Annotated in this window: 25 protein-coding genes, 2 tRNA genes and 1 pseudogene; 26 read left to right on the top strand and 2 right to left on the bottom strand. The window is 57.7% G+C overall.

What is annotated here, in order from left to right; all coding sequences use genetic code 11:
* Positions 1 to 89 precede the first annotated feature (89 nt).
* Positions 90 to 1,226, bottom strand: coding sequence for a succinyl-diaminopimelate desuccinylase (gene dapE / locus A7P96_RS01425; protein WP_067524160.1), 1,137 nt, complete (start codon positions 1,224 to 1,226; stop codon positions 90 to 92).
* 268 nt (positions 1,227 to 1,494) lie between these two features.
* Here dapE and A7P96_RS01420 point away from each other — a divergent pair.
* Positions 1,495 to 1,571, top strand: a tRNA-Arg gene (locus tag A7P96_RS01420).
* Between the two features lie 10 nt (positions 1,572 to 1,581).
* Positions 1,582 to 1,656, top strand: a tRNA-Glu gene (locus A7P96_RS01415).
* Between the two features lie 495 nt (positions 1,657 to 2,151).
* Here A7P96_RS01415 and A7P96_RS11465 read toward each other — a convergent pair.
* A pseudogene (locus tag A7P96_RS11465) lies at positions 2,152 to 3,168 on the bottom strand (recombinase family protein); the annotation flags it as partial.
* 92 nt (positions 3,169 to 3,260) lie between these two features.
* Here A7P96_RS11465 and A7P96_RS01405 point away from each other — a divergent pair.
* From A7P96_RS01405 to A7P96_RS01300, 24 genes are all read left to right on the top strand, one after another.
* Positions 3,261 to 4,211, top strand: a complete 951-nt coding sequence (locus A7P96_RS01405) for a hypothetical protein (RefSeq protein ID WP_067524156.1) — start codon at positions 3,261 to 3,263, stop codon at positions 4,209 to 4,211.
* Positions 4,212 to 4,335: 124 nt separating this feature from the next.
* The gene (locus A7P96_RS10565; RefSeq protein WP_156496231.1) at positions 4,336 to 4,506 is read left to right on the top strand and encodes a hypothetical protein; all 171 of its coding nucleotides are present in this window, start codon (positions 4,336 to 4,338) and stop codon (positions 4,504 to 4,506) included.
* Entirely contained in the window at positions 4,503 to 6,149 is a 1,647-nt protein-coding gene (locus tag A7P96_RS01400; protein ID WP_067524154.1) for a hypothetical protein, read from the top strand. The genes A7P96_RS10565 and A7P96_RS01400 overlap by 4 nt, the downstream gene beginning before the upstream one ends.
* Positions 6,146 to 6,340 carry a hypothetical protein gene (locus tag A7P96_RS01395; protein WP_067524152.1) on the top strand — a complete coding sequence of 65 codons (195 nt, stop codon included), beginning with the start codon at positions 6,146 to 6,148 and terminating at the stop codon, positions 6,338 to 6,340. The genes A7P96_RS01400 and A7P96_RS01395 overlap by 4 nt, the downstream gene beginning before the upstream one ends.
* Positions 6,324 to 7,676 carry a hypothetical protein gene (locus A7P96_RS01390; RefSeq protein WP_067524151.1) on the top strand — a complete coding sequence of 451 codons (1,353 nt, stop codon included), beginning with the start codon at positions 6,324 to 6,326 and terminating at the stop codon, positions 7,674 to 7,676. Before A7P96_RS01395 ends, A7P96_RS01390 begins: the two co-directional genes overlap by 17 nt.
* Positions 7,669 to 9,120 carry a hypothetical protein gene (locus tag A7P96_RS01385; RefSeq protein WP_067524149.1) on the top strand — a complete coding sequence of 484 codons (1,452 nt, stop codon included), beginning with the start codon at positions 7,669 to 7,671 and terminating at the stop codon, positions 9,118 to 9,120. Before A7P96_RS01390 ends, A7P96_RS01385 begins: the two co-directional genes overlap by 8 nt.
* On the top strand, positions 9,117 to 9,341 hold the full coding sequence (locus A7P96_RS01380) for a hypothetical protein (RefSeq protein ID WP_064084032.1): 225 nt from the start codon (positions 9,117 to 9,119) through the stop codon (positions 9,339 to 9,341). Before A7P96_RS01385 ends, A7P96_RS01380 begins: the two co-directional genes overlap by 4 nt.
* Positions 9,342 to 9,471: 130 nt before the next feature.
* Positions 9,472 to 12,036: a hypothetical protein gene (locus A7P96_RS01375; RefSeq protein WP_067596340.1), complete on the top strand. Its 2,565-nt coding sequence runs from the start codon at positions 9,472 to 9,474 to the stop codon at positions 12,034 to 12,036.
* A 44-nt stretch (positions 12,037 to 12,080) separates the two neighbouring features.
* Entirely contained in the window at positions 12,081 to 12,518 is a 438-nt protein-coding gene (locus A7P96_RS01370) for a hypothetical protein (protein ID WP_067524146.1), read from the top strand.
* Positions 12,515 to 13,120: a hypothetical protein gene (locus A7P96_RS01365; RefSeq protein WP_067524144.1), complete on the top strand. Its 606-nt coding sequence runs from the start codon at positions 12,515 to 12,517 to the stop codon at positions 13,118 to 13,120. The genes A7P96_RS01370 and A7P96_RS01365 overlap by 4 nt, the downstream gene beginning before the upstream one ends.
* Complete coding sequence (locus tag A7P96_RS01360) at positions 13,120 to 13,602, top strand: hypothetical protein (protein WP_067440907.1); 483 nt, start codon at positions 13,120 to 13,122, stop codon at positions 13,600 to 13,602. The genes A7P96_RS01365 and A7P96_RS01360 overlap by 1 nt, the downstream gene beginning before the upstream one ends.
* Positions 13,599 to 14,228, top strand: a complete 630-nt coding sequence (locus tag A7P96_RS01355) for a hypothetical protein (RefSeq protein ID WP_067524142.1) — start codon at positions 13,599 to 13,601, stop codon at positions 14,226 to 14,228. Before A7P96_RS01360 ends, A7P96_RS01355 begins: the two co-directional genes overlap by 4 nt.
* Complete coding sequence (locus A7P96_RS10100; RefSeq protein WP_082887633.1) at positions 14,228 to 14,398, top strand: DUF2635 domain-containing protein; 171 nt, start codon at positions 14,228 to 14,230, stop codon at positions 14,396 to 14,398. The genes A7P96_RS01355 and A7P96_RS10100 overlap by 1 nt, the downstream gene beginning before the upstream one ends.
* 2 nt (positions 14,399 to 14,400) lie before the next feature.
* Positions 14,401 to 15,897, top strand: a complete 1,497-nt coding sequence (locus A7P96_RS01350; RefSeq protein ID WP_064084038.1) for a phage tail sheath C-terminal domain-containing protein — start codon at positions 14,401 to 14,403, stop codon at positions 15,895 to 15,897.
* A 10-nt stretch (positions 15,898 to 15,907) separates the two neighbouring features.
* Positions 15,908 to 16,261, top strand: a complete 354-nt coding sequence (locus tag A7P96_RS01345; protein ID WP_064084039.1) for a phage tail tube protein — start codon at positions 15,908 to 15,910, stop codon at positions 16,259 to 16,261.
* A gap of 107 nt (positions 16,262 to 16,368) precedes the next feature.
* Entirely contained in the window at positions 16,369 to 16,938 is a 570-nt protein-coding gene (locus A7P96_RS01340) for a hypothetical protein (protein ID WP_067524140.1), read from the top strand.
* 138 nt (positions 16,939 to 17,076) lie between these two features.
* The gene (locus A7P96_RS01335) at positions 17,077 to 17,370 is read left to right on the top strand and encodes a phage tail assembly protein (RefSeq protein ID WP_064087706.1); all 294 of its coding nucleotides are present in this window, start codon (positions 17,077 to 17,079) and stop codon (positions 17,368 to 17,370) included.
* A gap of 133 nt (positions 17,371 to 17,503) precedes the next feature.
* Positions 17,504 to 19,468: a phage tail tape measure protein gene (locus tag A7P96_RS01330; protein ID WP_067524138.1), complete on the top strand. Its 1,965-nt coding sequence runs from the start codon at positions 17,504 to 17,506 to the stop codon at positions 19,466 to 19,468.
* Positions 19,468 to 20,715, top strand: coding sequence for a DNA circularization protein (locus tag A7P96_RS01325; RefSeq protein ID WP_067524136.1), 1,248 nt, complete (start codon positions 19,468 to 19,470; stop codon positions 20,713 to 20,715). The genes A7P96_RS01330 and A7P96_RS01325 overlap by 1 nt, the downstream gene beginning before the upstream one ends.
* Positions 20,705 to 21,820 (top strand): phage baseplate assembly protein, encoded by a 1,116-nt coding sequence (locus A7P96_RS10920; RefSeq protein ID WP_067524134.1) that lies wholly within the window; start codon positions 20,705 to 20,707, stop codon positions 21,818 to 21,820. The genes A7P96_RS01325 and A7P96_RS10920 overlap by 11 nt, the downstream gene beginning before the upstream one ends.
* Complete coding sequence (locus tag A7P96_RS01315; protein ID WP_067524132.1) at positions 21,771 to 22,340, top strand: phage baseplate assembly protein V; 570 nt, start codon at positions 21,771 to 21,773, stop codon at positions 22,338 to 22,340. Before A7P96_RS10920 ends, A7P96_RS01315 begins: the two co-directional genes overlap by 50 nt.
* Positions 22,337 to 22,726, top strand: coding sequence for a phage GP46 family protein (locus tag A7P96_RS01310; RefSeq protein ID WP_067524130.1), 390 nt, complete (start codon positions 22,337 to 22,339; stop codon positions 22,724 to 22,726). The genes A7P96_RS01315 and A7P96_RS01310 overlap by 4 nt, the downstream gene beginning before the upstream one ends.
* Positions 22,713 to 23,810 (top strand): baseplate J/gp47 family protein, encoded by a 1,098-nt coding sequence (locus A7P96_RS01305; protein WP_067524128.1) that lies wholly within the window; start codon positions 22,713 to 22,715, stop codon positions 23,808 to 23,810. Before A7P96_RS01310 ends, A7P96_RS01305 begins: the two co-directional genes overlap by 14 nt.
* Entirely contained in the window at positions 23,798 to 24,373 is a 576-nt protein-coding gene (locus tag A7P96_RS01300) for a YmfQ family protein (RefSeq protein WP_067524126.1), read from the top strand. Before A7P96_RS01305 ends, A7P96_RS01300 begins: the two co-directional genes overlap by 13 nt.
* Positions 24,374 to 24,377 lie beyond the last annotated feature (4 nt).

The raw sequence follows: 24,377 nt of genomic DNA, 5'->3' as shown, positions 1-24,377 counted from the left end.
TATTTCAGTGCATTGAATTTTCAGGTAGCCTGTAGATTAAGCAGACCATCTGAAACTTTGTGGCATTCGGGTTGAAATACCCAACAGGTTTAATCGAGTAACAAGCGGCGCAAGATATTTTCGTAAATGGCAGAAAGCCGGGGGATGGCAGCTAGATCGATGTGCTCATCGATTTGGTGGATGCTGGCATTTACTGGGCCGAGTTCGATAAGTTCGCGGGCAATGGCTTTGAGGAAACGGCCATCTGAGGTGCCGCCGCCGGTGGAGAGGACGGCTTGGATGCTGCATTCTTCGGCAATAGCAGCTTGGGCGGCTTGGGTAAGGCAGCCGGCTTCGGTAAGGAAGGGTTGGCCGGAGATCTGCCATTGGAGGCTGTAATGCAGATGATGTTTATCCAATATGGCTTCTACACGGCGTTGCAGGCTTGCGGCATCGGTTTCTGAGGAGAAACGGAAGTTGAATTGTACGGATAGCTCGCTGGGGATGACGTTGGTGGTGCCGGTGCCGGCGTGGATATTGGAAATTTGGAAGCCGGTGGGCGGGAAGTAGGCGTTGCCGTTGTCCCAATGCTCGGCAGTGAGCTCGGCTAGAGCAGGAGCGGCCAGATGAATGGGATTGGCGGCGAGGTGGGGGTAGGCGATGTGTCCTTGTTTGCCGTGGATGGCGAGGCTACCTGAAAGTGAACCGCGCCGACCGTTCTTGATGGTGTCGCCAAGGTTGTGTTCAGCGGTAGGCTCGCCGACGATGCAGTAGTCGATATGCTCGCCGCGTGCACGCAGGGTTTCCACCACGCGCACGGTGCCGTCTTTGCCGTCGCCCTCTTCGTCTGAAGTAATTAGCAGGGAGAGGCTGCCTGGAAATTGTGGATGCTGTGCAATAAAGCGCTCGCAGGCAGTAATGAAACAGGCGATGCTGGTTTTCATGTCGACTGAGCCGCGCCCGTAGAGTTTGCCGTTGCGTTCGGTGGGCCGGAACGGCGGAGATGCCCATGCTCCAGCGGAGCCGGGCGAAACAACGTCAGTATGGCCAGCAAAGCACAATAGTGGCGTACCGCTGCCGCGCCGCGCCCATAAGTTTTGTGTGCGGCCAAAGGGCATGTGTTCAATAGAAAAACCAATGGCGCGTAAACGTTCGGCAATTATCTCTTGACAGCCGTGGTCATCCGGGGTGATGGAGGCCCGGGCAATAAGCTGTTTGGCCAGCCAGAGGGAAGAAGTTTCGGTCATGAGGAGCAGAATTGGGTAGATGGTGATGAAGCTGGGTTATAGCGGGTTTGGTTGGATTTGCCAAGTTATAGGTAGTCTGCAAGCCAGGGAAAGCTACCTGGAAACCAAGCTATACAGTTTAAAAGTAGTTGATAAAAAGGGTTTATATAACATTTATTTTTACTGATGAATGAAACAGCTAGACAATATTGTGCGTGAATAGGGAATATTTTCGGCGAAATAGCTTGACTTGGAAATTAATCCTAAATACAATTCAAGACTTCACAGCGCACCCGTAGCTCAGTTGGATAGAGTATCTGGCTACGAACCAGAGGGTCGGGCGTTCGAATCGCTCCGGGTGCGCCATAATTTATCCGCGCCCATCGTCTAGCGGTTAGGACATCGCCCTTTCACGGCGGTAACGGGGGTTCGATTCCCCCTGGGCGTGCCAGCTTTCCGTACTATGAACCCCTATGGAATCATTGATAATTCGTTCCGGGTTGTAGTGTATAACCACTTCAGTGGGATTTATATCAATTTTCCTGATAAAGCTCTGCAATAAAATGCGGAGCTTTTTTTCATTTGCAGTATTCAGGAGGATAGTTTTCAGTGTGCGTAATGCGCTGTCGACATCAATCTCCGGGATTGCATCAACATCGGGCGCGCCCGCCAGCTTGTCGAGTTCGATGAGCAGGGTTTGTTCCCGTTCATCATAACCGGCCACGCGCTCAAGTAGAGAGCGGCTGTCTGAACCGGACAGCCCTGATTCCACCAGTTCGAATAGGGTATTGCGGCGGCGGCGCAGTTCGGTGAGTTCTTGCTGCAGTAGTTTGCGCTGCTCGGCATTATTGGTACGTTTTTCGACGTATTTCCGATAAGCCTCACCGATAAAATCGCTGACCACTTCTTGGGTAAGCAGTTTGTCGACCACAATATTTAGCAGGTAGTCATCCAGCTTTTCGGCCGATATGCGGCGCGATATGCAATTGCAACCTTTCTTGAAGCCGCTGCAGTTGTAGTAATTGTAGCGACGTTTGGTTTTACTGGTAGCAGTTTCAATGCTCATGGCCTTGCCGCAGTGACCGCACCGCAGCAAACCGGTGAATAGGAAACGGCTGGAAGGGCTGCCGGTTTGCTTATAATCCGGCCGGTAGCGTTTTTGTACGGCTTCGAAATCTTTTTCCGAAACCAACGGCTCGTGGGTTTGCCGAATAATCCACTCTTCCGGCGGATTGGGTTTGTTGCCGCTGCGTTTGTTATACACGGTCTGACCGATGTAGACACGGTTTTTCAGCATATGCGACAGACTGGCGGCCTGCCATTCGGCCCCGCGCCGGGTATAGCCGCGCCCAGTAAAGCTGCGGGCGATGGCAATGGCGCCCTCCCCCGCCGCAAAACGGCGGAAGGCTTCCTGCACCAGTGGTTTTTCGGCATCGTTCGGCACCAGTTTACGGCGTTTGCCCTGGCTGGTTATTTGATAGCCGAACGGTGCACGCCCGCCGTTAAACCAGCCTTCTTCCGCATTTTTCAACATGGCGCGGCGGGTGTCGCGACTGATTTGGCGCGATACCTGCTCATCCATAATCTCCATAATCGAATCGGTGAACCAGCCCTCGTCGGTGTCGCTATCGATATTCATCGATGCATATACCAGGCGGGTACCGCTCTCACGCAGCAGCAGTTTGTAGCGGGCGGCATCCAACTTATTACGGGCGAAACGGGAGGTGGACCAGACGATGAAGTAGTCCACATCGTTTACCGCACAATAATGAATCGCGCGTTGAAATGCCTGCCTCTTCACCGCCGAAGTACCGGTAATACCCTCATCGCGGAATATCTGCAGCACGCTGGCACCGAGCTCTTGGGCTTTCTTTTTGCATTGATCTGTCTGGGCATCGATTGAAATGCCCTCGTCGGCTTGGCGGGTGGTACTGACCCGCACATAGATGATTGCTCGTTTCATGATTTCCCTTCCTGTGTAGGGTGGATTTTACTGCCTATCCTGTGCCAAAAATACCCCTGTTTTGTTCTTGTCTTTGGTCGTTTAATGCCCGTATGACCGACCATTCTTCCCAATCCCTCGATACCGTTGTTTTCCGCTGCGCCGCCTGCAAGCACACCTTCGAGTGCGCCCCGCAGACGGTGCGGGATGCACCTGAATGCGAGTGGCACCCGTTTGCCTATCAGGCAGCCTGCCCGAAATGCGGGGAGACCTGTGCCCAGGCGGCCTGGCACCGCAATCTGATGAAGGGCTGGGCAAATGCCACCGGTCCGAAGACGCCGGAAGGCAAGGCGGCGGTGCGTAAGAATCTGGAAGGCCACCCGACGCCGGAGGAAACACGAAGGACCCGCTTCAATGCGCTCAAGCACGGCATGAATGCCCGCACCGCCACCTATTTCCCGGCCAAGCCGGACGGCTACCCGGCCTGCCGCACCTGCACCGTGGATCGCGAGTACTGCCGCAGCCAGCCGGCCTGTGTAAAGCAGACGCAGCTGTTTATGCTGCACCACGCCGCGTTCGAGCAGCGCGACCCACGGTATTTGACCGAGATTTATGCCGATATGCAGGCGGCCATCACCGCCATCGTCCAGCAGATACTGCAGACGATTGTGGCGGACGGGGTGGTTTTGCGCGCACCGGCATGGAAGGTGGATCAGGAAGGCAATGTAGTGATCGGCGAATACCTCGACCGGGCCAGCGGCGAGATGAAGGTGATTTACGAAGTCCACGCCCATCCGCTGATTCGCAGCCTGCAGGATTTCTTGAGCAAAAACGGTCTGTCGCTGGCCGATATGGGTATGACACCGAAAGTCATCGAGCAGGAAGAGCAGGCATTAGGCCACCTGAAACAGGATGCCGCCACCCAGCAGTCGCTTTTGGAATTCTCCGAGCGCAGTGCCAAAGCACTGGAAGATTTATCGGTACTGGCACAACGCGCCAACCAACGGCTACAACAAGATCCGGTGTTGATTGAATACCGGCAGCAGAACGGGGATAAATCATGAAAGAGTTTGCAATCAGCGCCCTGTTTCTGGGTAGCAAGGTGGCAATCGTGTATTTAGCCTATCTATCGGCGAAAGAACGGGTACCGCATTGCGGTTGGTTGGTATTCGCCGCGGTATTTTATGTATGTTTTTTCGGGTTAAAGGTGGATTGATGTTGCCGTCGGAATACTGTGCCGACTGCGGCGCCAAATTGGACGGGCACGAGCAGTTGCAATATTTGGACGTGTGCCGCGACTGCTATGAGGAATGGGCAGCCTATTTGGCGCAGTTGGCTCCACAGACGGAGGCTGCATGACGACCGCCGCCCAACGCATCCAAATACAGCATAGCGCCGAGCAGGAAATCATGCGCTATGCCCGACCCGACCCGGTTACCGGCATCAAGCCGCATGCCCTGTGGCACAAGCATGTGCACAACGTCGGTCTCGACCCGATGCAGGTGTTGAAGATGCAGGAGATGGACGACCACCGCAATACGGTGGATTTTTCCTGCCGCCGCACCGGTAAAACTGCAGTGAAAGAAATGTACTGCCTGGAATATTTGGCCACTACCCCTTTCCAAGAAGAAGGGATTGTGGCGCCGCGCCTACAGCAGAGCCAAACCAACCTGATGTATCACATCGATGCCATCCGACGCAGCCCGATTTTGAGTGGTTGGATCGGCTATAAATCCGGGCGGCGACAGATTGCCGATACCCGTTACCAGTTCCACAACGGCAGTAAGGCCGTCTGCTACGGCATCATGAGCCAAATTGACGGTGACGGCCTGAGTATCGGTTCGCTGGAAGAAATCGACGACATGCCGGCCGACCGGCTATTTTCCCGCTTCCTGCCGATGCTGGGTTCGGCTCGGCGCCTTGGGGTGGATAGTTCGGTGAGTTTCGACCCGCAGATCCGTATCACCGGCGTGTACAAAGGGGCGGACGTGCTGACCCAGTTGATTGATACCGGCGGCTACCATGTATTGCCGCCGGTAGACGTGTATCTCGGTATCGAACTGGGGATTTTGAATCAGGCGTTTGTGGATGAGATGAAGGAACAGTTACCGGATTCAGAGTGGATACGGCAGTTCTTGTGCATCAACGCTTCGGCGCAGAACCATATTTGGGAAAAATACATCCGCCGGGCGATGGCGGTGGGCTTGTCGGCTGGTTTGCAGGCAGCCTGCCCGCTGCCCGGCGGCCGCTACCGCAAAAAAGGTTTGCTCAGTTTCGGTTATGACCATTCTGGCCACGGCGAGAGCGCACATGCATCCAAGTCTGCCTTGGTGGTGTGCGAGCAGGTGGGGAATTTCGCTACCTTCCCGTTTGTGAAAACGTGGCCGGCGGGTACTGATGATGCGGTGGTGCAGCGTGACCTGTTCGGCTTTTGGGAGTATTTCCGCCCGGATTACGCGATGGGCGATGCCTATGGCTTGGGTATGCTGACCAACCTGAACGATATGCTGTTTGCTCGCGGTCTGACCGATATAGACCGACGCAGTATCGGTGATGGGCAATCGACTGCTTCGACATGGATGCACTGGCCATTTGCCCCGATCCGTTTCGAGGGCATGACCAAGCACAATATGGCCAGCTTGCTGCGCACCGCCTTTCATAACGGGCAGGCCGCCATCCCGTATGTGGACGACGGTAGTGACGCACTACGGACAAAAAACGCGGCAAATACCAGTTGGGGGCCGAGCAGATTGGATGAAATCGGTGCCGACAGCAGCGATTTTGCACTGTTTATCAGACAACTGGGTAATGTGAAATCGGCGCCGGCGAAAAACGCTGCCTACAACACCTACAAGATGGCGAACCCGAAAATCGGCGACGACTTGTTTGATGCGGCCTGTGCGGCGGTATATGCAATGGTTACCGCCGGTATTGAGGCTTACCAGCCGGGCGTGGTACTGACGCGGCGCATCAGCCAAGAGCAACTACTGGGGCAATTATGAAACTGAACCGACCGCCACCCCGCCCTCTTTCTGAGCAGGAAAAAATCGAAGTGGCCCGTAAGCGGGCGGAATGGATTGCCGCCTTCGGTGAGGACGACGACATGGTTCGTCGGTTATATGAGGCGGGACTGATCGAAGGCTGGCGGTCAATCGTTAAAGTGGAGCGAATCGAAAATGGGGATCATCAATAGGCTGCTGCGCCGTTTCGGGCGTAGCCAATCCGATGCCATGCTGACCGGTGAGGAAGCGCACGGCATAACCAGCGAAATCGGGGTGCGGACAACGCCGGAGCGGCAGCAGCGGCTGGAATACAGCTGGGAAACTATCGACTACGACTACCGCTCAGTGGTGTTGGATATCCGGCGTATGGATCGCGAAGACGGGCGGGTAAAGCGCATCCATAACCGGGTGGCGCGCGACGTGACCCGCGGCGGATTGGTGCTGCTGCAGGCCGACCCGAGTGCGCGGGTACAGCAGGCATGGCGCGAATTCGTACGCCGTCTGCAACTGGACAATGCACAGAAACTGAAATCGGATGCGCGCGGGCTGGTGATGGAAGGTAACCTGCCGATGCAGTGGGTGCTGGATAATAAAGGGCAGGTGGTGGCAGCGGTGCGCATGCCGGCGGAAACCATCCGCCCAATAGTGGGCAACGACGGCCGCTTCAAGGATGTGGCGGCGGCTTATGCGCAATACGATTTCCAACATGGTCAAGACATAGCAGTGTTCGGGCTGTGGCAGCTGACACTGGCGCGGCAAGACCCGGACAACTTCGACGACCTTTCTTCTCTCGGCCGGCCGTTTTTGGATGCCAGCCGCGAGATTTGGCGCAAACTGCGGCTGACGGACACCGACTTAGTGATCCGCCGCCACCACCGCAGCCCGATGCGCCTGTCGCATGTGTTAGAAGGGGCGAGCGCGGAGGATTTGGAAGAGTACCGCCAGCATACTGAGGCGAACAAAGACCAGATTACCACCGACTTCTACAGCAACAAAAAGGGCGGGGTGCAGGCGGTACAAGGCGACGCCACGATGGGGGAAATCGCCGATGTGGTGTATTTGCTGGACAGCTTTTTTTCAGGCAGCCCTTTGCCGAAAGGGCTGGCGGGCTATACCGACGGGCTGGCACGCGACATCTTGGAAGACTTGAAGCGCGACTACTACGACGAAGTGGATCAGATTCAGGACGTGCTGGCAATGGTGTACCAGCAGGGCTTCCGGTTGCACTTACTGCTGCAGGGTATTCCCGCCGATACGGAAAATTTCAGAGTGTCATTTGCCGAACGTCGCACCGAAACACTGAACCAGACCACCGACCGGGCGCTGAAACTGAAAGCACTGCAATTGCCGCAGTCGATGATTTGGGAGGAGCTGGGCTACAACCCGGCCGATGTGGAACAGCGGCGTGAGAACGATGAAAAGAACTACGACCCTTACCCAGAGGATGCACATATGCCGAGCGTGAAGGTAACGCCAGGCAACGCACCGAAGGGAGAGAGTATGACGAGCGTGGGCAATCATGGATGATATTCCGCGCGCACCGCATTCACGTCCTGATTTGTCCGAAACCTGGGCGCTGGTGGCAGCGATGGAGCAGTCCAGCCAGGCAGCCTACCGTGCCGCCGGGAAACGCATCCGGCAGCAGGTGGCCGATTACGAGCACATCGGCATTGCCGAATTGGCGGAAATCCACCGCCTGCTGGATAGCGAGCTGAAGCAGCTGGAACAGGTACAGAATAGACTGCTGCACGATGGCATGCTGGCCGCAGCGGCGGCAGCAGCATTGGGCTGGCGCGGCCGCCGGCGTGAGCCGGAAGCAGAACGGCTACTGGTGCGGCACCTGCTGGATACGCCGCAGAAGGACGGGCTGAACTTGTCGGCGCGACTGTGGCGTATCCATGCCGGTGCCGCACGCGACCTGAAAAGTGTTGTGGATGTGGCAGTGCAGCGCGGCTGGGATGCCGAACACGCCCTGCAGCGCACCCTGAATATCACACCGGAATTGAAGCAGGCGCTGGATGAGGCCGGAGCGGGTGCGGTGGCTAGGCGCCTAGAAGCTGGATTGCTGGCCAATCCGGGCAATGCGGCCATGAAATTCCGTCGCGTGCTGCGCACCGAAATCAACCGCGCGCACGGCGAGCGCTACAAGCAGCTGGCGCGGGCGGACGAGAATGTGGTTGGGCTGCGATTCATGCTTTCACCGCGCCATCCGCGGGTGGATATTTGCGACGAGCATGCGGCAGCAGATTTATACGGGCTGGGTCAGGGCGTGTATCCGGTGGACGAATGCCCGTGGCCGGCACATCCGAATACCTTCAGTTACACCGAAGCGGTGTATCGGGACGAAATCGGCAGCCTGAACCCTACGGTGGAAAAAGTACAAACCGAGATCGCTGCGGAAGCAGATGGGTTGTTGGAACGGGCCGCCGCCATCGAGCCGGTGATAACGGGCGACTTACAACGGATGGCTGCCGCCGTGCAAGCACGTATGGCTGGGTTGGATTACCGTTTCAAAGGCCGCGAATCCCTAATTCGCAAGATTGAAAGCAAAACATGGAGGCGTGATGTAACACCGGCCCGTGCCGCCGCTAATATCACGGATGTGTTGAGATATACGGTGTTGTTGGACAGTGAGAGTTTTGTCAGCCAGTATTGGCAGTTGCAGGAGCAACTGGCAGCCAGCGGTTACCAAACCAACAAGGTGTCGAATACTTGGCGTAAAAATGCAGTGTATAAAGGCATCAATACGACCATAATCAAAAATGGACAGGTATTCGAGCTGCAATTCCATACCGAGCAGAGCTTCAATTTGAAGAATAACGAGTTGCACAAACTCTACGAAGAGGCGCGGGAAATCTCCACCAGCACGGAAAGACGTGCCGAATTGCAGCGTCAGATGGTAGAATTAAGCAGGCAAATCCCGACCCCGCCCGGCATCAGTACGATTCAAACGAAAGCAGGGATACGATGAAACATCAATATTGGAAAGTAGACGGTAACCCAGACATCATTATTCGTGGTGATGAGGATGAAGACGGCAATGTTTACGAATGCGCCTTCTTCAATCGGCATACCCGGCAGTGGGATTACAGCGAATCCGGTTACTGGTGGGACGAGTGCTATATACAAGCCAATCTTGACGTACACAACCTGAGTGAGCAGGAAGCCTTAGCCCTGGTAGGTACAGTTTAAAATCTCCTAGTTCCGGTTATTCCGACATCTCCTTTTAGCGCCCTTTGGGGCGCTTTTCTTTTGCCAAAAATACCCCTGTTTTGTCATGCGCAAACAGCCTAACCTGCCATTATTGTCAGAGGGAGTTTCAATGAAACCGCGAATTTACCGCTTATCCGGAGAGAAACCGAGATGCCGCCGTGTGTTGTCTGCAGCGGCCACGCCGCCGCTGTCTGGCAAACAGACCTCATGGGTTACGATTACCCGCACCGGCTCGTTCACCGACCCGCGCTACGGGCTCTTTGAAATTACTTCGCCGATGCTGTTGAGCATGGTGAAGAACTTCGACGATCAGGTGGTGGGGCAGGAGATTTACATCGATGTGAATCATAAACCGGGCGACGGTGCTGCCGCCAAAATCCTAAAGTTGAGGGTGGAGGGCACGCGCCTGCGGGCACTGGCCGAATGGACCGATTACGGCCTGAAGGCGGTGCGGGAGCGTGGTTTCACCTATCTTTCCGCCGAATTTGCGGATAACTGGCAAGATAACGAGGGCGGTGCGTTTCACGGCCCGACTTTACTGGGTGCTGGATTGACGGTACGGCCTGTCATTAAGCGCCTAGATCCGATCACGCTGTCGTGCGAATCCGGCGGCGATACCCTAATTCTGGCCGAGCTGGCCGACGATTTGATGAAAAAAGCGAGAGCGAACATGGATAAATTAGAAGAATTTTTGAAAAAACTGGCCGAATCCGGCTATTCCGCCAACGTACAGGCACAAGTGAAAAAACTGGCCGAGGCGGCGGTGGACGAAAATACCGGCGAGGAAAAGGCCGCAGCAGTGATTGCCGAACTGGAAGGCATGGCGAAAACCCTGGCTGCCGCCGAAGACGAGGGCAAAAAAGCAGCCGCCCCGGCCGCGGCTGCCACTCCCGCCGCTCCGACTGCTGCTCCGGCACAGGCCGCCGCTCCGGCGAAAACCTTGAGTGAAGACGAACTGGAGGCGCTGGTGGCGAAAAAGCTGGCGGAAGCTGAGCAGGCTAAAGCGCGGCAGGCACAGGCACGCGAAGCCAACGAAAAACTGCTGGCGGAAGAAATCAGCAAGGCCGAAGGCCTGTCTGACGAGCTGAAAAAAGAATTGGCCGAAGGCGCAAAAGCGCTGCTGTCCGACCATGCCACCGAAGCACAGGTGAAGCAGCTGGCGCAGCACCAAATCAATATGGGCAACCGCATGGCAGCGACTTCCGCGCTGGCCGCAATGGGCTACAACGTGGCCGGCTCGCCGCACATTACTGTGCCGGACGAAGGGGCAAAACAATTGAGCCAGATTTATCAGGACAAGCTGAAGCAGTCCACGCTTTCAGGCAGCCTGAATTTCACCGACCAAGACAGCCCGTTTGCCCAGAAGGTGCTGTCCGAATTCGACCGCATCTTTGCCCGCGAGCTGAATGCCGAGCGCAAACTGCTGGCCGGCGGCGAAATGGATATGAACCGCAGCCAGCTGCCATACGGTGTGCAGCGCGAGGTAATCCGCCAGTCGCTGCATGACCTGAACGTGCTGCAGCTGGTGCAGACGCTGACCGATTTCAGCGCCCAGCAGACCACGCAAATCCCTTTCGAGGAGCGCGATTTGGCGCCGGTGTACAACGACGGCATGGTGTTTGAAGGCCAGCCGATCCCCTTTGCCGGCGTGAGCCAAAAAATGGATTTGGCCTACATCAACCAAATGAAACTGGCGCTGTCGGTAACTAACGAGGTGGTGCATTTCACCCGCGCATCCGTTATCAACTGGGACGCACTGGGTCGCAACATCGAAACCAATGCCCGCATTCTGCGTGAGCTGGTGGCCCGCCGCCTGATCAACGAAATCCAGCGCGCCAGTGACAGCTACGCCGCGATTGCGATTACCGATGAGGCGGTTACGCCGAACGCCACCAGCGGTATTTTCAAAACCGCGAAATTCCCGGTGGTGCGCCCACATCAGAGCCTGACCCTGCAGGGCGCGGCCGTGGGCGCAGCGGAAAATCCGATCACCATCAAGATTGGCGCCACCGTAGCGAAACCCTACGACGGTACCAATGCCCAACCTGCCGGCGACTACTTCCGCATCGTGGACTTGAACCAGGGTATTTTCCAGCTGGTGAACCAACTGGGTGCACCTAAGGCAGGCGCTACCGGCGTGAAAATCTCCTACAGCCAAGCCACCAACATCGTGCTGTTCAACTTGGATGTGGCCAGTGGTAACACGCTGGAGAAACACCTGAACGGCCTGCTGCGCGAAGTGGGTGCGGCCAAGGCAAACATGAGCGGCCAGCGTTACGAACATGTGGACTACCTGCTGATGAGCCCGGTGTTGAACGACACCATCAGCAATGCCGAGCAGTTTGTAGTGAGTTTGAAACGCAACGGCTCTGATACCACCGGCGGCGGCGATCTGATGAAGATTAAGGACATTCCCGCCTACTCGACCAATGCGCCGCATACCGATATGGGCGACGGCCGCATCATTATGGGCGTGCGCGGCAATACCAGCTACACGGTGGCCAAGCCGTTCAGCACCGGCGATCTGTTCGAGATCACCAATGCGCAAGGCCAGCCGCTGGGCAAGAAAGTGGCCTATGGCGAAGAGTACAACGCCATCCACACGCCGAAGCCGGTACGCCACCGCAGCATTTCGGTGGTGGTATACAGCAAAACCAGCCGCGACGCGATTTAAAACCCAAGGCCCGCCCCATACCGGGGCGGGTATAAGGATGAAGCATGAAACAACTTCCCTATTACAACGACCAGCCGCACGCTGTTTTTGTGGGTGCGGTAATGATCCCGCCGGGGCATACCCGCCTGGTGGACGCAGCCTTACTACCACAACCGGAAGCCGACCCCGCCCCACCCTCGCAGCCTGCCGACCCCTTGGTGGAACTGTTGAAAGGCAATGTGGCGCAGGTGGTGGATGCTATACCCGGCTTAAGCATCGAGGATCTGACCCGGCTCGGCGATTTGGAACAGACCGGTGCCCAGCGCAAAGGCGTGTTGGGCGCGATTGCAGCACGCCTGCTGGATGAATCGAGCCAGCAGCAGGACGGTGGTTTGCAGCAGCCCAACCAGCCGCCGGCCGTTGAAGAGGCGCCTAAGCAGGATGCTGAAAAAGATAGTGAACATCCCGAACAGGATGCCAAACAAGAACAGGTTGCCGAATGACTACACTCACCGCCGCCGCGGAACGGCTGACCAGCTCCATGCTGGACAGCAAGCGTATGTTTAAGGACGAGGATTATCCCCGCCTACTGCGTACCGCGCTGGCCGCATTGAATGCGGTGCGGCCGTTGCACAAGGTGGAGGTGTTGGAGTTGGCGGCGTGGCAGGCGTTGTATCCCTGCCCTGAAGACCTGAACTCGGTGTTTGCCTGCTGGTGGGGGCGCAGTTACAAGGCCCACACTGCAATCTGGGCGGACGACTACCCGGGGAGGCTGCCGGAATGGCGGGTACTACCCGGCGCCCAAGGACGGTTGCTGCAGGCACAACCGGCACCGAGTGCCCGGCAAATTCAGATATTAGGCAACCGCTGCGAGCTGGAATATTGTGCCGACCATGTATTAACCGATACCGCCTGCACACTGGATTCGGAACTACTGGATTTGCTGCATCTGCGCGCGCAAGCCGAAGCCATGCGCGATCTGGCCATGCGTAATGCCACTACCTCCTACCAGCTGCGCGAAGGTATCGGCAGTGTGCCGAAGAATGGCACGCCGGCCTACCTGTATCAGGAACTGTTGGCGGAATTCGAACGGCGGGTGCTGTGATGAGGATGCATTACCGCATTAACGACGCCCATGTGCTGGCCGCACTGCAGCAAGCGCCGGCAGCGATGGAGCGCCACCTGCAACGCGGGTTGGATGCAGCCGGACTGCAGATGGTGCAGACTGCCAGGCAGAAGCTTCGACAAAACGACAGCCTCGCACTTTCCACGCTGATTCAGGCAATCACGGTTGAGAAAACCGGCACGCTGGAGCGGGAAGTGCTGCCAGGTACCGATTACGCTATCCATCTGGAGAAAGGCACCCGCGCCGGTTACCGCCCGGCACCTGCGCCGCTGCTGGCTTGGCTGAGAACCCGTCGGGCGGCGGAGCCGGAACGGGCGGTTTTCAGGCTGCAAAAGCATATCCAGCGCCACGGCACCAAGGCCCATCCGTTTTGGCAGCCGGCTTTTGAGGATGCGGCGCCGCGGATGGTGCAAATTATCCGTGATGAAGTACGGCGCGGTGTGCGGGAGGTATTGGGATGAATATTTTTCAGGCCGAAATCGACCGCTTGAAAAGCGGGATTGCCGAAGCGCTGCCGGGCATAATCGTGCGCGGCTCGCTGATTGACCACGAATCCTTACGCCGCGACGAGCTGCAAAACGGGGTGATCACGGTGCTGTTGGAGCGGATTGAGAACGATGGCGACTGGCGCAGCAAGCTGCGGCTGCTGATTACCGGCCAGCTGGAAGTGCCGGGACGTCCGGGCGATGTGGAAGAGCAGGCGGCATTGGGTGCGGTAATCGAGAAAGCAGAAATCGCCTTGTATGCCCGGCTACGCGCTTATCTACGCAACACCGGCGGGCTGCCGCATATCGAGGCGCGCGAGGTGCAGTTTTCGGCGCAGAGCAAACCGCCGTTCGGTTGGTTTCTGTTGCGGGCGGATTACGGACCGTTGAACGAAGCTTGCCTGGATTGGGATTTCGGCGGCGGCGATGTGCCGGAAGCGATGTATCCGCCGCAGGTTGAGCAGGCCATCAGCCGGCTCTCCGGCGTGGATGTGAAAATTGATATTGAGCCGCACGAAAGCGCGGTCGAGCATCATAAGTGGTTGGATGGCGACGAATCAACCAGCCAGCCAGATGTGAAAACAAATGTGGAGCTGAAGTGATGGAACAGAAATATTTAAAACCGAAAGACGGGCTGTTGGTTCGGCTGGAAGACGGTATGGGCTATGTGGACGCGGAAGGCCAATTGTTGCCTCTAACGGCCTATTACCGCCGCCGTCTGTCCGACGGGGATTTGATTGAGGTAACTGAAGCGAAAGCGAAAGGCAAATAAAAATGGCTGATAATATTGTATTTGATACGATTCCTTCCGATACCCCGCTTGGCGGGATCTTCTTGGAAATCGATCCCTCCCGTGCATTGGAAGGGCCCGTGGCAGTAGAGCGTAAAGTGTTATTGATGGGGCAAAAACTGGATAGCGGCACCACCCCGCTGCTCACGCCACGCCGCATCACCAGCGCACAGGATGCGGAGGTACAGTTCGGACGCGGTTCAATGCTGCACCGCATGGCGTTGGGTATGCAGGCTGTGTTTGATGAAGTTGGCTTTTTGGATGTGTCCGCCATCGCGCTCGAAGATACTGGCGTGGCCGCCAGCGCCACCATTACCGTGGCCGGCCAGGCGATTGAAAGCCGGGTATTGAACCTGTATATCGCCGGCGAGCAGGTGCAGGTGGTGGTGGCCAGTGGCGAGGATGCCGCCGCCATCGCAAAAAAAATCAATACAGTGCTGGCCGCCCGTACCGACCTGCCCGTCAGCAGCGCGGTGGAAGACAAAGTGGTTACGCTGACGGCGCGCAATAAAGGCGAAACCGGCAACGGCATGGAAGTGGCGTGGCAGTATTTCGACGACGACCGCCTGCCGCGCGGCATCACCGTCACTATTTCCGGGGGCAGCAACGGCGTGGGGGCGTTGGCCGGCGGCAGCGGCGCGCCGGATGTGGCCGCCGCGCTGGCGGCGGTGGACGAGCAATGGTTCTATACCATCATCAGCCCTTATACCGACCAGAACAACCTTGCCAAAATTGAAGCCGACATGAATGGGCGCTGGGGCGGTATGAACATGAAGACAGGCCATGTGTTCAACGCGTTAAACGGCACCCATGCCGAGCTGACTACCTTCGGCAACAAGCGCAACAGTGCGCACGGCAGCGGCTGGGGCTTGAAAGGCTGCCCGACTTGGGCGCCGGTACGCGCCACCTGCTTCGGACTGACCTGCCAATACTACGGCAACCAAGACCCGGCCCTGCCGCTGAAGGCGGTGAAGGTGCCCGGGGTGCGTGCACCGCGCCTGCAAGACCGTTTCAATTACGGCGAGCGCACCTTGCTGGTGCGAGACGGTATTTCCACCACCACGGTAAACGCGGCCGGCGAAGTGTATTTAGAGCGGGTGGTTACCTACTACCAGCAGAATGCGCTGGGCTTGGACGATACCAGCCTGAGCAGTTTGGAAGCGAAGTGGACGGTGGATTACTACCGTTATCAGGTGCGCGCCCGCATCGCCCTGCGCTTCCCGCGCCACAAGTTGGTGAACGACGGCACCAATATCGGACCGGGGCAGAAATTTGTAACCCCGCAGATGATCAGCGACGAAATCACCGCGCTGGAGCGTGATTTGGAAGAAATGGGTATCGTGGAAGATGTGGATACCAGCAAGAAAAACCGACTGGTATTGCGCAGCAAAACCGACCCGGACCGTGTGAACGCAGTGCTGCCGCCGAATTTGGTGAACCAGTTCCGCACCTTCGCTGCGGTTGTGCAATATCGTTTATAAGGAATAAGTTATGAGTAATGTAACCGGATTATGCTATGTGCGCGTGAACGGCCAGCGCCTACAATCGAAAGAAGGCGCCACCCTGAAACCGGGCGGCCCGGTGGCCGAGATGGTGACCGCGGTCACCGGGGTAGTGGGCGCGGCCACAAAAGAATTGCAGGCTGCCGAAATTAAAGCCAAAATCGTACACACCGGCGATTTGGACATCACCGCCGTGCAGCGTTGGCGCAATTTTACCGCCACCTTCGAAACCGACAGCGGCCAGCGTTACCTGATCCGCAATGCTTCGGTGGTGGATGCGGTAGAGCTTTCCGGCCACGAAGTGGACGTAACCATCGGCGGGCAGGAAGCCGAGCGCGTATAGATTTCCCTCCTGTGTGTGTTGTGTGTGAAGCAAGCAGCCGCCCCGCGTGGGCGGCTTTATTGTGCACGGGTATAATGACTTCGCTTTTCGTTATTTATGGAGCAATTATGCTGAAGACTTATTCTGTTTTAATGCTCGCTGTTTTCCTGTCTGCCTGCGGCGGGCAAGACACATCGGCAGTTGAGCAGCCCGCTGTGGCTTCTCACGCTTCATCCGAGATCAGGCCGCCGGAAACAGCGTTTGAATTCACCACTGATAAACTTAACTCGGATGAGCTGACTGTTGGATTGCCAGTCAATAAGCCTACGGTTGATAAAAGCGGGGATGGGTTTAAACGCCGCCGCTGGCAAATTATAGGAATGGACGAGAGCAATATGTTGGAGGCGGTTGGGGATAATCAGCAAGATGTGCGCGTTTTATCCGGGCATTGTATGGAATACTCTACCGACGGGAATTCTGCTGGGTGGGCACCTGACGGGCGATGTGTCGAAATTTTTAATGGGATAGTGGGTAAGCTAGTCGCTTCAAACGAAGATGTACCCGGCTTGTTGATGGAGCGGGCCGGGCTCTACCCATATATTCCGCAAGCGCCAATGGCCGTCATCGACCGCGGTTCTATTTCTATTGATGTGGATAACCAAGGATATTTTTCTATCCGAAACCGAGCGGCTCATTAACGTTTATCTATCCTGTGCATAACGCCCTGCGGGGGCGTTTTCTTTTGCCCAAAATGCCCCTGTTTTGTCATGGCAGGCTACCTGAAAATGTAGCCTGCCATTGATGTATTTCCCTTTATGACAACACAGGAGATTCTTATGCGTACCCAACTTGTAACCTTAAAACTTGGATTCAAAGTCAACGAGCAGCGGCTGAAGGATGTGGTGCTGCGCGAACCGACGGTGGCGGACTATATCGCCGCGGAAGTGAACGCGCCGGTGTATCGGCAGTATGCCTTCAAGGTGGCGCTGATTTCGCGCCTGATCGAAAAGCTGGAAGGATTCGACGGCGAAGTGACGATGGGCATGATGAAAGAGTTGAAACCGGTCGATGTGGCACGGCTCTCTGATGCCCTTACCCAGCTGGAGGAGGGCGACGAGGGGGAAGAATAAGCGGGCGGCCGAAAAACTTCTGGCGCTGCGTGTTCCTCATCGCCATGAAGACCGGCTGGCGCGAGCAGGATATTTTGAACCTGCCGGTAGCCCGCTTCCAGTTTTATATCGAAATCTTAACCGGGAAAGATAAATGAGCAGGGAAGAGTTGAAAGTAGTCATCGGCGCGGATGCGCAAGGCTACCTGCGCGGCATGAATACAGCCGCTGCAGGCACGCGCCGCTTCTCTGCCGGCATCCGCGGCGAATTCGAGCGGGTGAAGGGCACACTGGGCAGCCTGAAAGGGATATTGGCCGGTATCGGCGTTACCGTGGGCGGTATCAAGCTGGCGGTAGATACCGCTCAATTCGAGCGCGATATGCGCCGCCTACAGGTAAACCTCGGCGCCAGCCGCGCGGAAATGGAATCGTGGCGCAGCGAAGCCTACGACAATCAAAAACGCTACGGCACACTACTCACCGACCAGAAAGAGTTGGCAGAAAGCCTGCAGGCTGCAGGGTTGGACATCACCGCCATCCGCGGTGCGGCCGAGCCGGTATCCAAAACATTACAGGTAGCCAAAACCAATGCCGACCAACTGGGTAAGGCACTGGGTGTGGCGCGTGAGCAGTTCGGCATTGACATTACCGACAAGGCGGCGGTGGAAGGGCTGTTGGATAGGATGGTGGTGGCCGGGCGCTTGGGTAATGCCGAGCTGGAAAACCTGCCGGATATCTTCGCCCGCGTGGGCGGCCGCGCCAAGGATGCCAACTTTACGCTGGATCAGACCTTGGCATTGACTGAGGCATTGTCGCAATCCGAACCGCAGGCCGAACGCCTAGCGACCTTGGTGGATAGCACTCTGCGAATCTTTACCAACGGTAAATATATTCAGCAGGCGGAAAAAGCCACTGGCGTGAGCTTCTTCGATGCCAAAGGCGCACGGCGCGACCCGTTGGCCGTTATCCGCGACATGAAAACGGCCTATGACAAGCTGACCACCGATGCACAGCGCAACCAGTTCATCACGTCCGCTTTCGGCAAGATGGACTTAGACACCCAGCGCGGTCTGCGCAAGGCGATGGATGACGGCACATTAGACAAAATCGACGAGTTCAACCGCCAGCTACGCAACGCTACCGGCACAGTAGACCGCGACCTCGGCACGGCAATGGACAATGCCGTGACCCAAGCCAACCGCCTGAAAGGCGCGTTCCATGAAGCAATCGAAGACGGCGTGATGCGGCCGTTGGATAACGCATTCACCAACGTGGTCGGCTTCATGATGGATTCGAAAGAACAGGGCGGCTTGGGTTTGAGTGGGGAATCGATGCTGAAAATCGGCGGTGGTGCCTTATCGGCCGCATTGCTGGGCGGAATGGCTATCAGGTTGACGCGCGGCCTGCGTGGTGGTGGCGGCCTGCTCGGGATCGGCGGTAATTTGGCTACCGCTAAAGCGATGGAGCATGCGGCCGGGGTGCAGCCGGTATTTGTGGTGAATATGCCGGGTGGCGGTTTTGGTGGCGGCGCACTACCCGGGTTGGGTGGCTTGGGTGGTTTGGGTGGCGAAGCGGCCGGGGCCGCCGGTGCGCTGGGTAAATTCGCCCAGGCGGCCAACATCGCCGCCGCGGCGGTAACCGCATTCAGCGCAGGTTGGGCGGTCGGCACGGCAGCCCGCGAAACCTATCTGCAAACCGAAACCGGGCAGAAGTTCGATAGTGCGGTGGGGCAGACGGTAGCAACGGTACTGTCTTGGTTTGGGAATGAGGATGCCCAGTATGCGCGTGAACATAGCGATGAGAACGTGATCGGCGAATTGGTGGCGCGTTTTCAGGCATGGCACGGCAATAAAGAGGCAATCGAGGCACTGGAAATCAACCGGCAGATGGAGGCCGAGCGGCAGCGTAGCCAGGCGGTGCTGGACGGCACATCACAGCAGGCCGCGGAAGCGGTGAAAGCATCCGGGGATGCTGCCGCACAGAGCATCTCGGCGGCGAAAATAGGTGGGGAAATTAAGGTGATGGTGAGTGCGCCGGCCACCCTGAACGTATCCACCACGGCAGTCGGTACGCCGCAGACCAAGTTGAATGTGGGCCGAACCAATACAGGAGCGCAGTAATGGCGTTACGTGAAGCATCGTTTAAGGGCGTACCGTTTAAGGTAGACGAAACGGAAGGCCAATTCGGGCGGCGCAATGTGCTGCACCAGTATCCGTATCGGGATTTGCCGTTCGCCGAAGACTTGGGACGCGAGGTGCGACGCTTCTCTGTGCATGCCTTTGTGCTGACGCAGCCCGAATATGACGCGCTGGTGGATGCGCTGGAAAGCGAAGGACCCGGCACGCTGATTCATCCGTGGTATGGCAGCGTGTTTGTGCAGCACGACGGGCAGCAGTCGGTAACTTATCCGCGTGCTGAGGGCGGGCGGTTTGATTTCCGGCTGTCGTTTGTGGAGGCGGGCGAAAACAACGAGCCGGACGTGCAGGAAGACGCCGGCGGCCTGCTATCCGGCTTGGTAGATGATGCGCTATCACAGGTAGGGATGAAGTTTGAAGCGGAATGGCTGCGCGATATCGACGGTTGGCTGGACGTGGCGGCTCAGCGGGCAGACGAGCTGATGAAAGGGTTTGAATATTACCTGACGCCGCTCGAGCGCGGTTTGGCGGGGGTAGAGAGGCTGACTTCCGGCGGCCGTGGTTTGTTGGCTAAGCCGATAGAGCTGTATTACCGCGTAGCCGGACTGATCCGTAAGATTGCCGCCCCGTTCCAGCGGGATACAGGCAGCTCATGGCAGGCAGACAAAAGCCAGAGTGCGGGTAATTTGGCCGAGATGCCGGCTTTCCAGGTAACCAGCCGCCCGGATAGAGACCGGGCAATGCTGGATACGCTGCGCGGGCGCGAGCCACAAATTAGCGCGCGACCGCAGTGGACACTGCCCTATTCCCCGCGCAACCAAACGGACTTGCCGCCGATGCCGCCCAGCTTGGCTGATGCAGTACGCCGCACGTTGGTGTTGGAACAGGCGCGCGGCATTGGTAGTCATGATTACGCCAGCCAAAGCGAATTGCTGTCTGATCGCGACCTAGCCCTCTCCGCACTGCATAACGAAATGCAGCAGGCCAGCGGGCGGCTGTTCCGCGCGCTGGATGCGGTGCAGGCACAAGTGGTACGCACCGCCCAGGCAAGGCTACCCACTATCCGCGAGCTGGCGGTGGTAGAAACACTGGATAACCTGCCTGCACTACTGGTGGCATACCGTGTCAACGGCAGCATTGAGGCGTATGAAGACGTCGTGGCGCGCAACCATGTGCGCCACCCGCTGTTTGTGCCAGCGGGTCGGGTCGAGGTGCTACGCGATGGCGAATAAATGTGAGTTATGGGTCAATAACCAGATTTTTGGCGGCTGGACGGAGATATCCATCCAGCGCGGCATCGAGCAGATGAGCGGCAGTTTTAGTTTAACGGTTACCGAGCGATGGCCCGGGCAGTTGGAGGTACGTCCGATTCAAACTGGCGACAGCTGCGTGGTGAAAATTGACGGGGTGGCGGTGGTGACCGGTTATGTGAACCGCACGCGGCAGGGCTACAGTGCCACCGATACATGGTTTTCGGTGGAAGGACGGGATAAAACTGCCGACCTGACCGACTGCTCGGCCATCCATAAAAGTGGGCAATGGAAAAGCGCCAGCCTGAAACAAATTGCCGCCGACCTGTGCCGGCCGTTCGGGATTGAAGTGTTTATCGGCGCGCGCGGCGAGAAAGCGGCAAACGAAACCATTGCCAGCTTCGCGCTGGAAGACAGCGAAACGGTGCAGGATGCGCTGCAACGCCTGCTGCGTATGAAAGCGCTGATGATGTGGACCAACGGCAGCGGATGCCTGGTTATCGACCTGCCCGACCAAACGCCGGCCGGAACGGCGCTAGTGGAAGGGCAGAACATCCTGAGCGCGGAGAGCACGCAGGATGAGAGCGAGCAATACAGCGAATACATCGTGAAATCGCAAGGGCGCGGCAAGCACGACGGCAAAGGCAACGCTACCGATGCCACAGTGAAGCGCTACCGGCCGCTGCTGATTCTAGCGGAAGACCAAAGCCAGAGCCCGGCGGCGCGCGCCAAGCACGAAGCCACTATGCGCGAAGGCAAGGCAGACCGTGCGGAAATAACCGTGCAGAGCTGGCGGCAGGCCGGCGACCAGGGCGACTTATGGCTCCCCGGCCTGCGCGTGCAGGTGCAGGCGGCGCGCATCCATAAAGACAACGAGGAGATGGTGATCTCCGAAATCGAATACATCCTGAACGACCAGGAAGGCACGATTGCCAAACTGCAGCTGGCCGACCCAAATGCTTACGACCAGCTGGCCGAACAACCGAGACAAAAACAAGGCCGCGGCCACGGTAAGCGCCGCGGTAGAAGGAAGCGCAATGAATCCCCTGCAAAAAATCCGGCTGCTGGTAGCGCGCGGCGTACTTAACCTGCTGCGCACCAGCGGCCTGCAGATGATGCAGATCAGCCTGCTGGAAGGCGAAACCCGCGATGAGGTGGAGCGGGTGCAGAACTACGGCCACAGCGGCCATCCGCCCGCCGGTTCCACCTTGGTGGCGGTGGCGGTGGGCGGCAGCCGCGACCACATGATCGTTGTGGCCTGCGAGCATCCGCAGTATTCGCCGACTTTGAAATCCGGCGAGAGCGCGATGTATGCCCAATTCGGGCAGCTGTTCAAGATGGACGAGCAAGGCAACGTAACGCTGAAATGCAAGGATTTTTCCATCGAGGCCAGCGGCAATGTTTCTACGCAGGCTGCCGGAAACGTTGAGCAGAAGGCTGGCGGCGAGCTGAATATGAGCGCTACGGCAGGCAGCCATATGGAAGGCGGTTTTAATGTGGACACCGTAACCGCGGATTCGGTGAGCGCCGACGGCGTGAAACTGGAAGACCATGCCCACAGCGGCGTGCAGAGCGGCGGAGATAACACCGGAGGACCGGTTAAATGACAAAACTGGTACTGGATTTGAACCTGGGCATCCCGTTTAATCAGCTGGAAGACGAATTAGTTTGTGCGGTGGTGCTGAGCTTGTTTTGCGATGCACGCGGCATTGAAGCCGACGGCAGCCCGGGGCGCGGATGGTGGGGTGACAGCCTCGCCGAAAACGACCGCTGGGGCAGCCGCCTGTGGGAGCTGCAGCGCAGTAAGGAAATCCACGAAACCCTACGGTTGGCGGAGGACTACGCCAGAACTGCCCTGGCCTGGCTGACGCAGGACGGCGTAGCCCGCCGCGTATCCATCACCGCATATACCCCACGACCTACCGTACTTGGACTACAGGTAAAAATCGACGATACCACGCTGAATTTGGAAGTGCGCCATGCCCTACGATAAAGAAAGCCTGCCTGAATTAAATCGACGGCTGGAAACCGAGCTGCCGCGCGCCAACGCTTCACCGGCGCTGCGCCGCAACCTGTTCACCCCGTTTGCGCGGGCGCTGGCCGCAGCGGTGCACGGCATCCACGAGCATATCGACTGGCGCACCCGCCAGATGTTCCCGCAAACCTGCGATGACGATGTGCTGGAAAACCTGCACGTTGGGTTATGGCTGCAAGGCAGCAAACGCCGTGCGGCCGTGCCTGCGGTGGGCAGGGTGGTGGTGCGCGGCGCGGGCGGGATCGAAATCCCGCAAGGCACCCTGTTCAACCGCAGTGATTCGGTGCAGTTTGCCGTGGTGGAGGGGGTGATTACCGATAGCGGCGGCAGTACCACGCTGCGGGTGTGCGCCACCCAGCCCGGTGCAGCCGGCAATACCGACAACGGCGCCATGTTGCGTTTCGCCAACCCGATAGCCGGCATTGAGAACACTGCTACCGTTGCTTATTTAAGCGGCGGCTCGGACATCGAGAGCCTGCCCGAGCTCCGCCGCAGGGTGGTGGAAAGCCGCAACCTCGGCGGACAGGTGGGCAAATTAGCCGATTGGATACGCTGGGCGAAGGAAGTTCCCGGCATCACCCGTGTGTGGCCGGCGCCAAAATTGAGCGGGCTGGGCACGGTAACCGTGTATGTGGTGCGCGACCACGACAGCAACATCTTCCCCGATGCCGCCGAACTGGCCGAAGTGCAGAAGCATTTGGAGCACAGTGCGCTGCCGAACGGCGAAATCCATGTGGTATCGCCACTGCCCAAGCCGGTGAATTTCAAAATCAAGATTACACCGGATACGCCGGAAGTGCGGGCGGCGGTGAAAGTGGAATTGAGCCGAGTGTTGGATGCCAACGCTTCCCCTGTGGCTTATGACGCGGCCGGCGATTTGGAACTGCCGGCACGTGGCCACGCCATCCCGCGCAGCCACCTCACGCAGGCCATATCCAACGCAGCCGGCGAATACGACCACCAGCTGCTACTGCCCGCCGGCGATATCACGCCGGCAGTAGGAGAGTTGGTTAGTTTGGGGCAAATCGAATGGGCTACCTGAACGCATTAGGCAAATTGCTGCCGCCCGGCATCGCGCTCGACCCACAGGCAGATGAACCGGCTGAGCTGCTACAAAAAACCGCCCGCGAACTGGAGGCGGTGGACGATTTAGATACCACGCTCTGGCAGGAGATTGATCCTAGGTTGGCTACGCTGCTGTTGGTGGAATACGAACACAGCCTGAACCTGCCCGACCGCTGCACGGTAGGCATCCAATCCGTCGCCGAACGGCGGCAGGCGGTTTACAACAAATTGGTGGATACCGGCGGCGCAAGACGTACCCGCTATTTAGCGATTCTGGAGAGATTGGGACAGAGTGAAGCTCAAATAGAACGGTTCACTCTGCACACCTGCGAGAGTGACTGTGAATTTGCGGTATTCGACCACCCCGACTGGCTGTTTACTTGGTCGATATCGCTCAAGGCCGACAAGCAATATATCGAAGCCACCTGTCAGAGCCACTGCGAAGAGCCGCTGGCTACTTGGGGGAATACGCATATCGAGTGCGTACTGAACCGAGAAAAACAGGCGCATACCCAACTGATTTTCAAATACATAGGATGAGACC

The sequence above is a fragment of the Eikenella sp. NML03-A-027 genome (genome assembly GCF_001648395.1).
Taxonomy (GTDB): domain Bacteria; phylum Pseudomonadota; class Gammaproteobacteria; order Burkholderiales; family Neisseriaceae; genus Eikenella; species Eikenella exigua.
The sequence above is the reverse complement of the archived record's forward strand: the minus strand, read 5'-3'. Positions and strand labels throughout refer to the sequence as shown.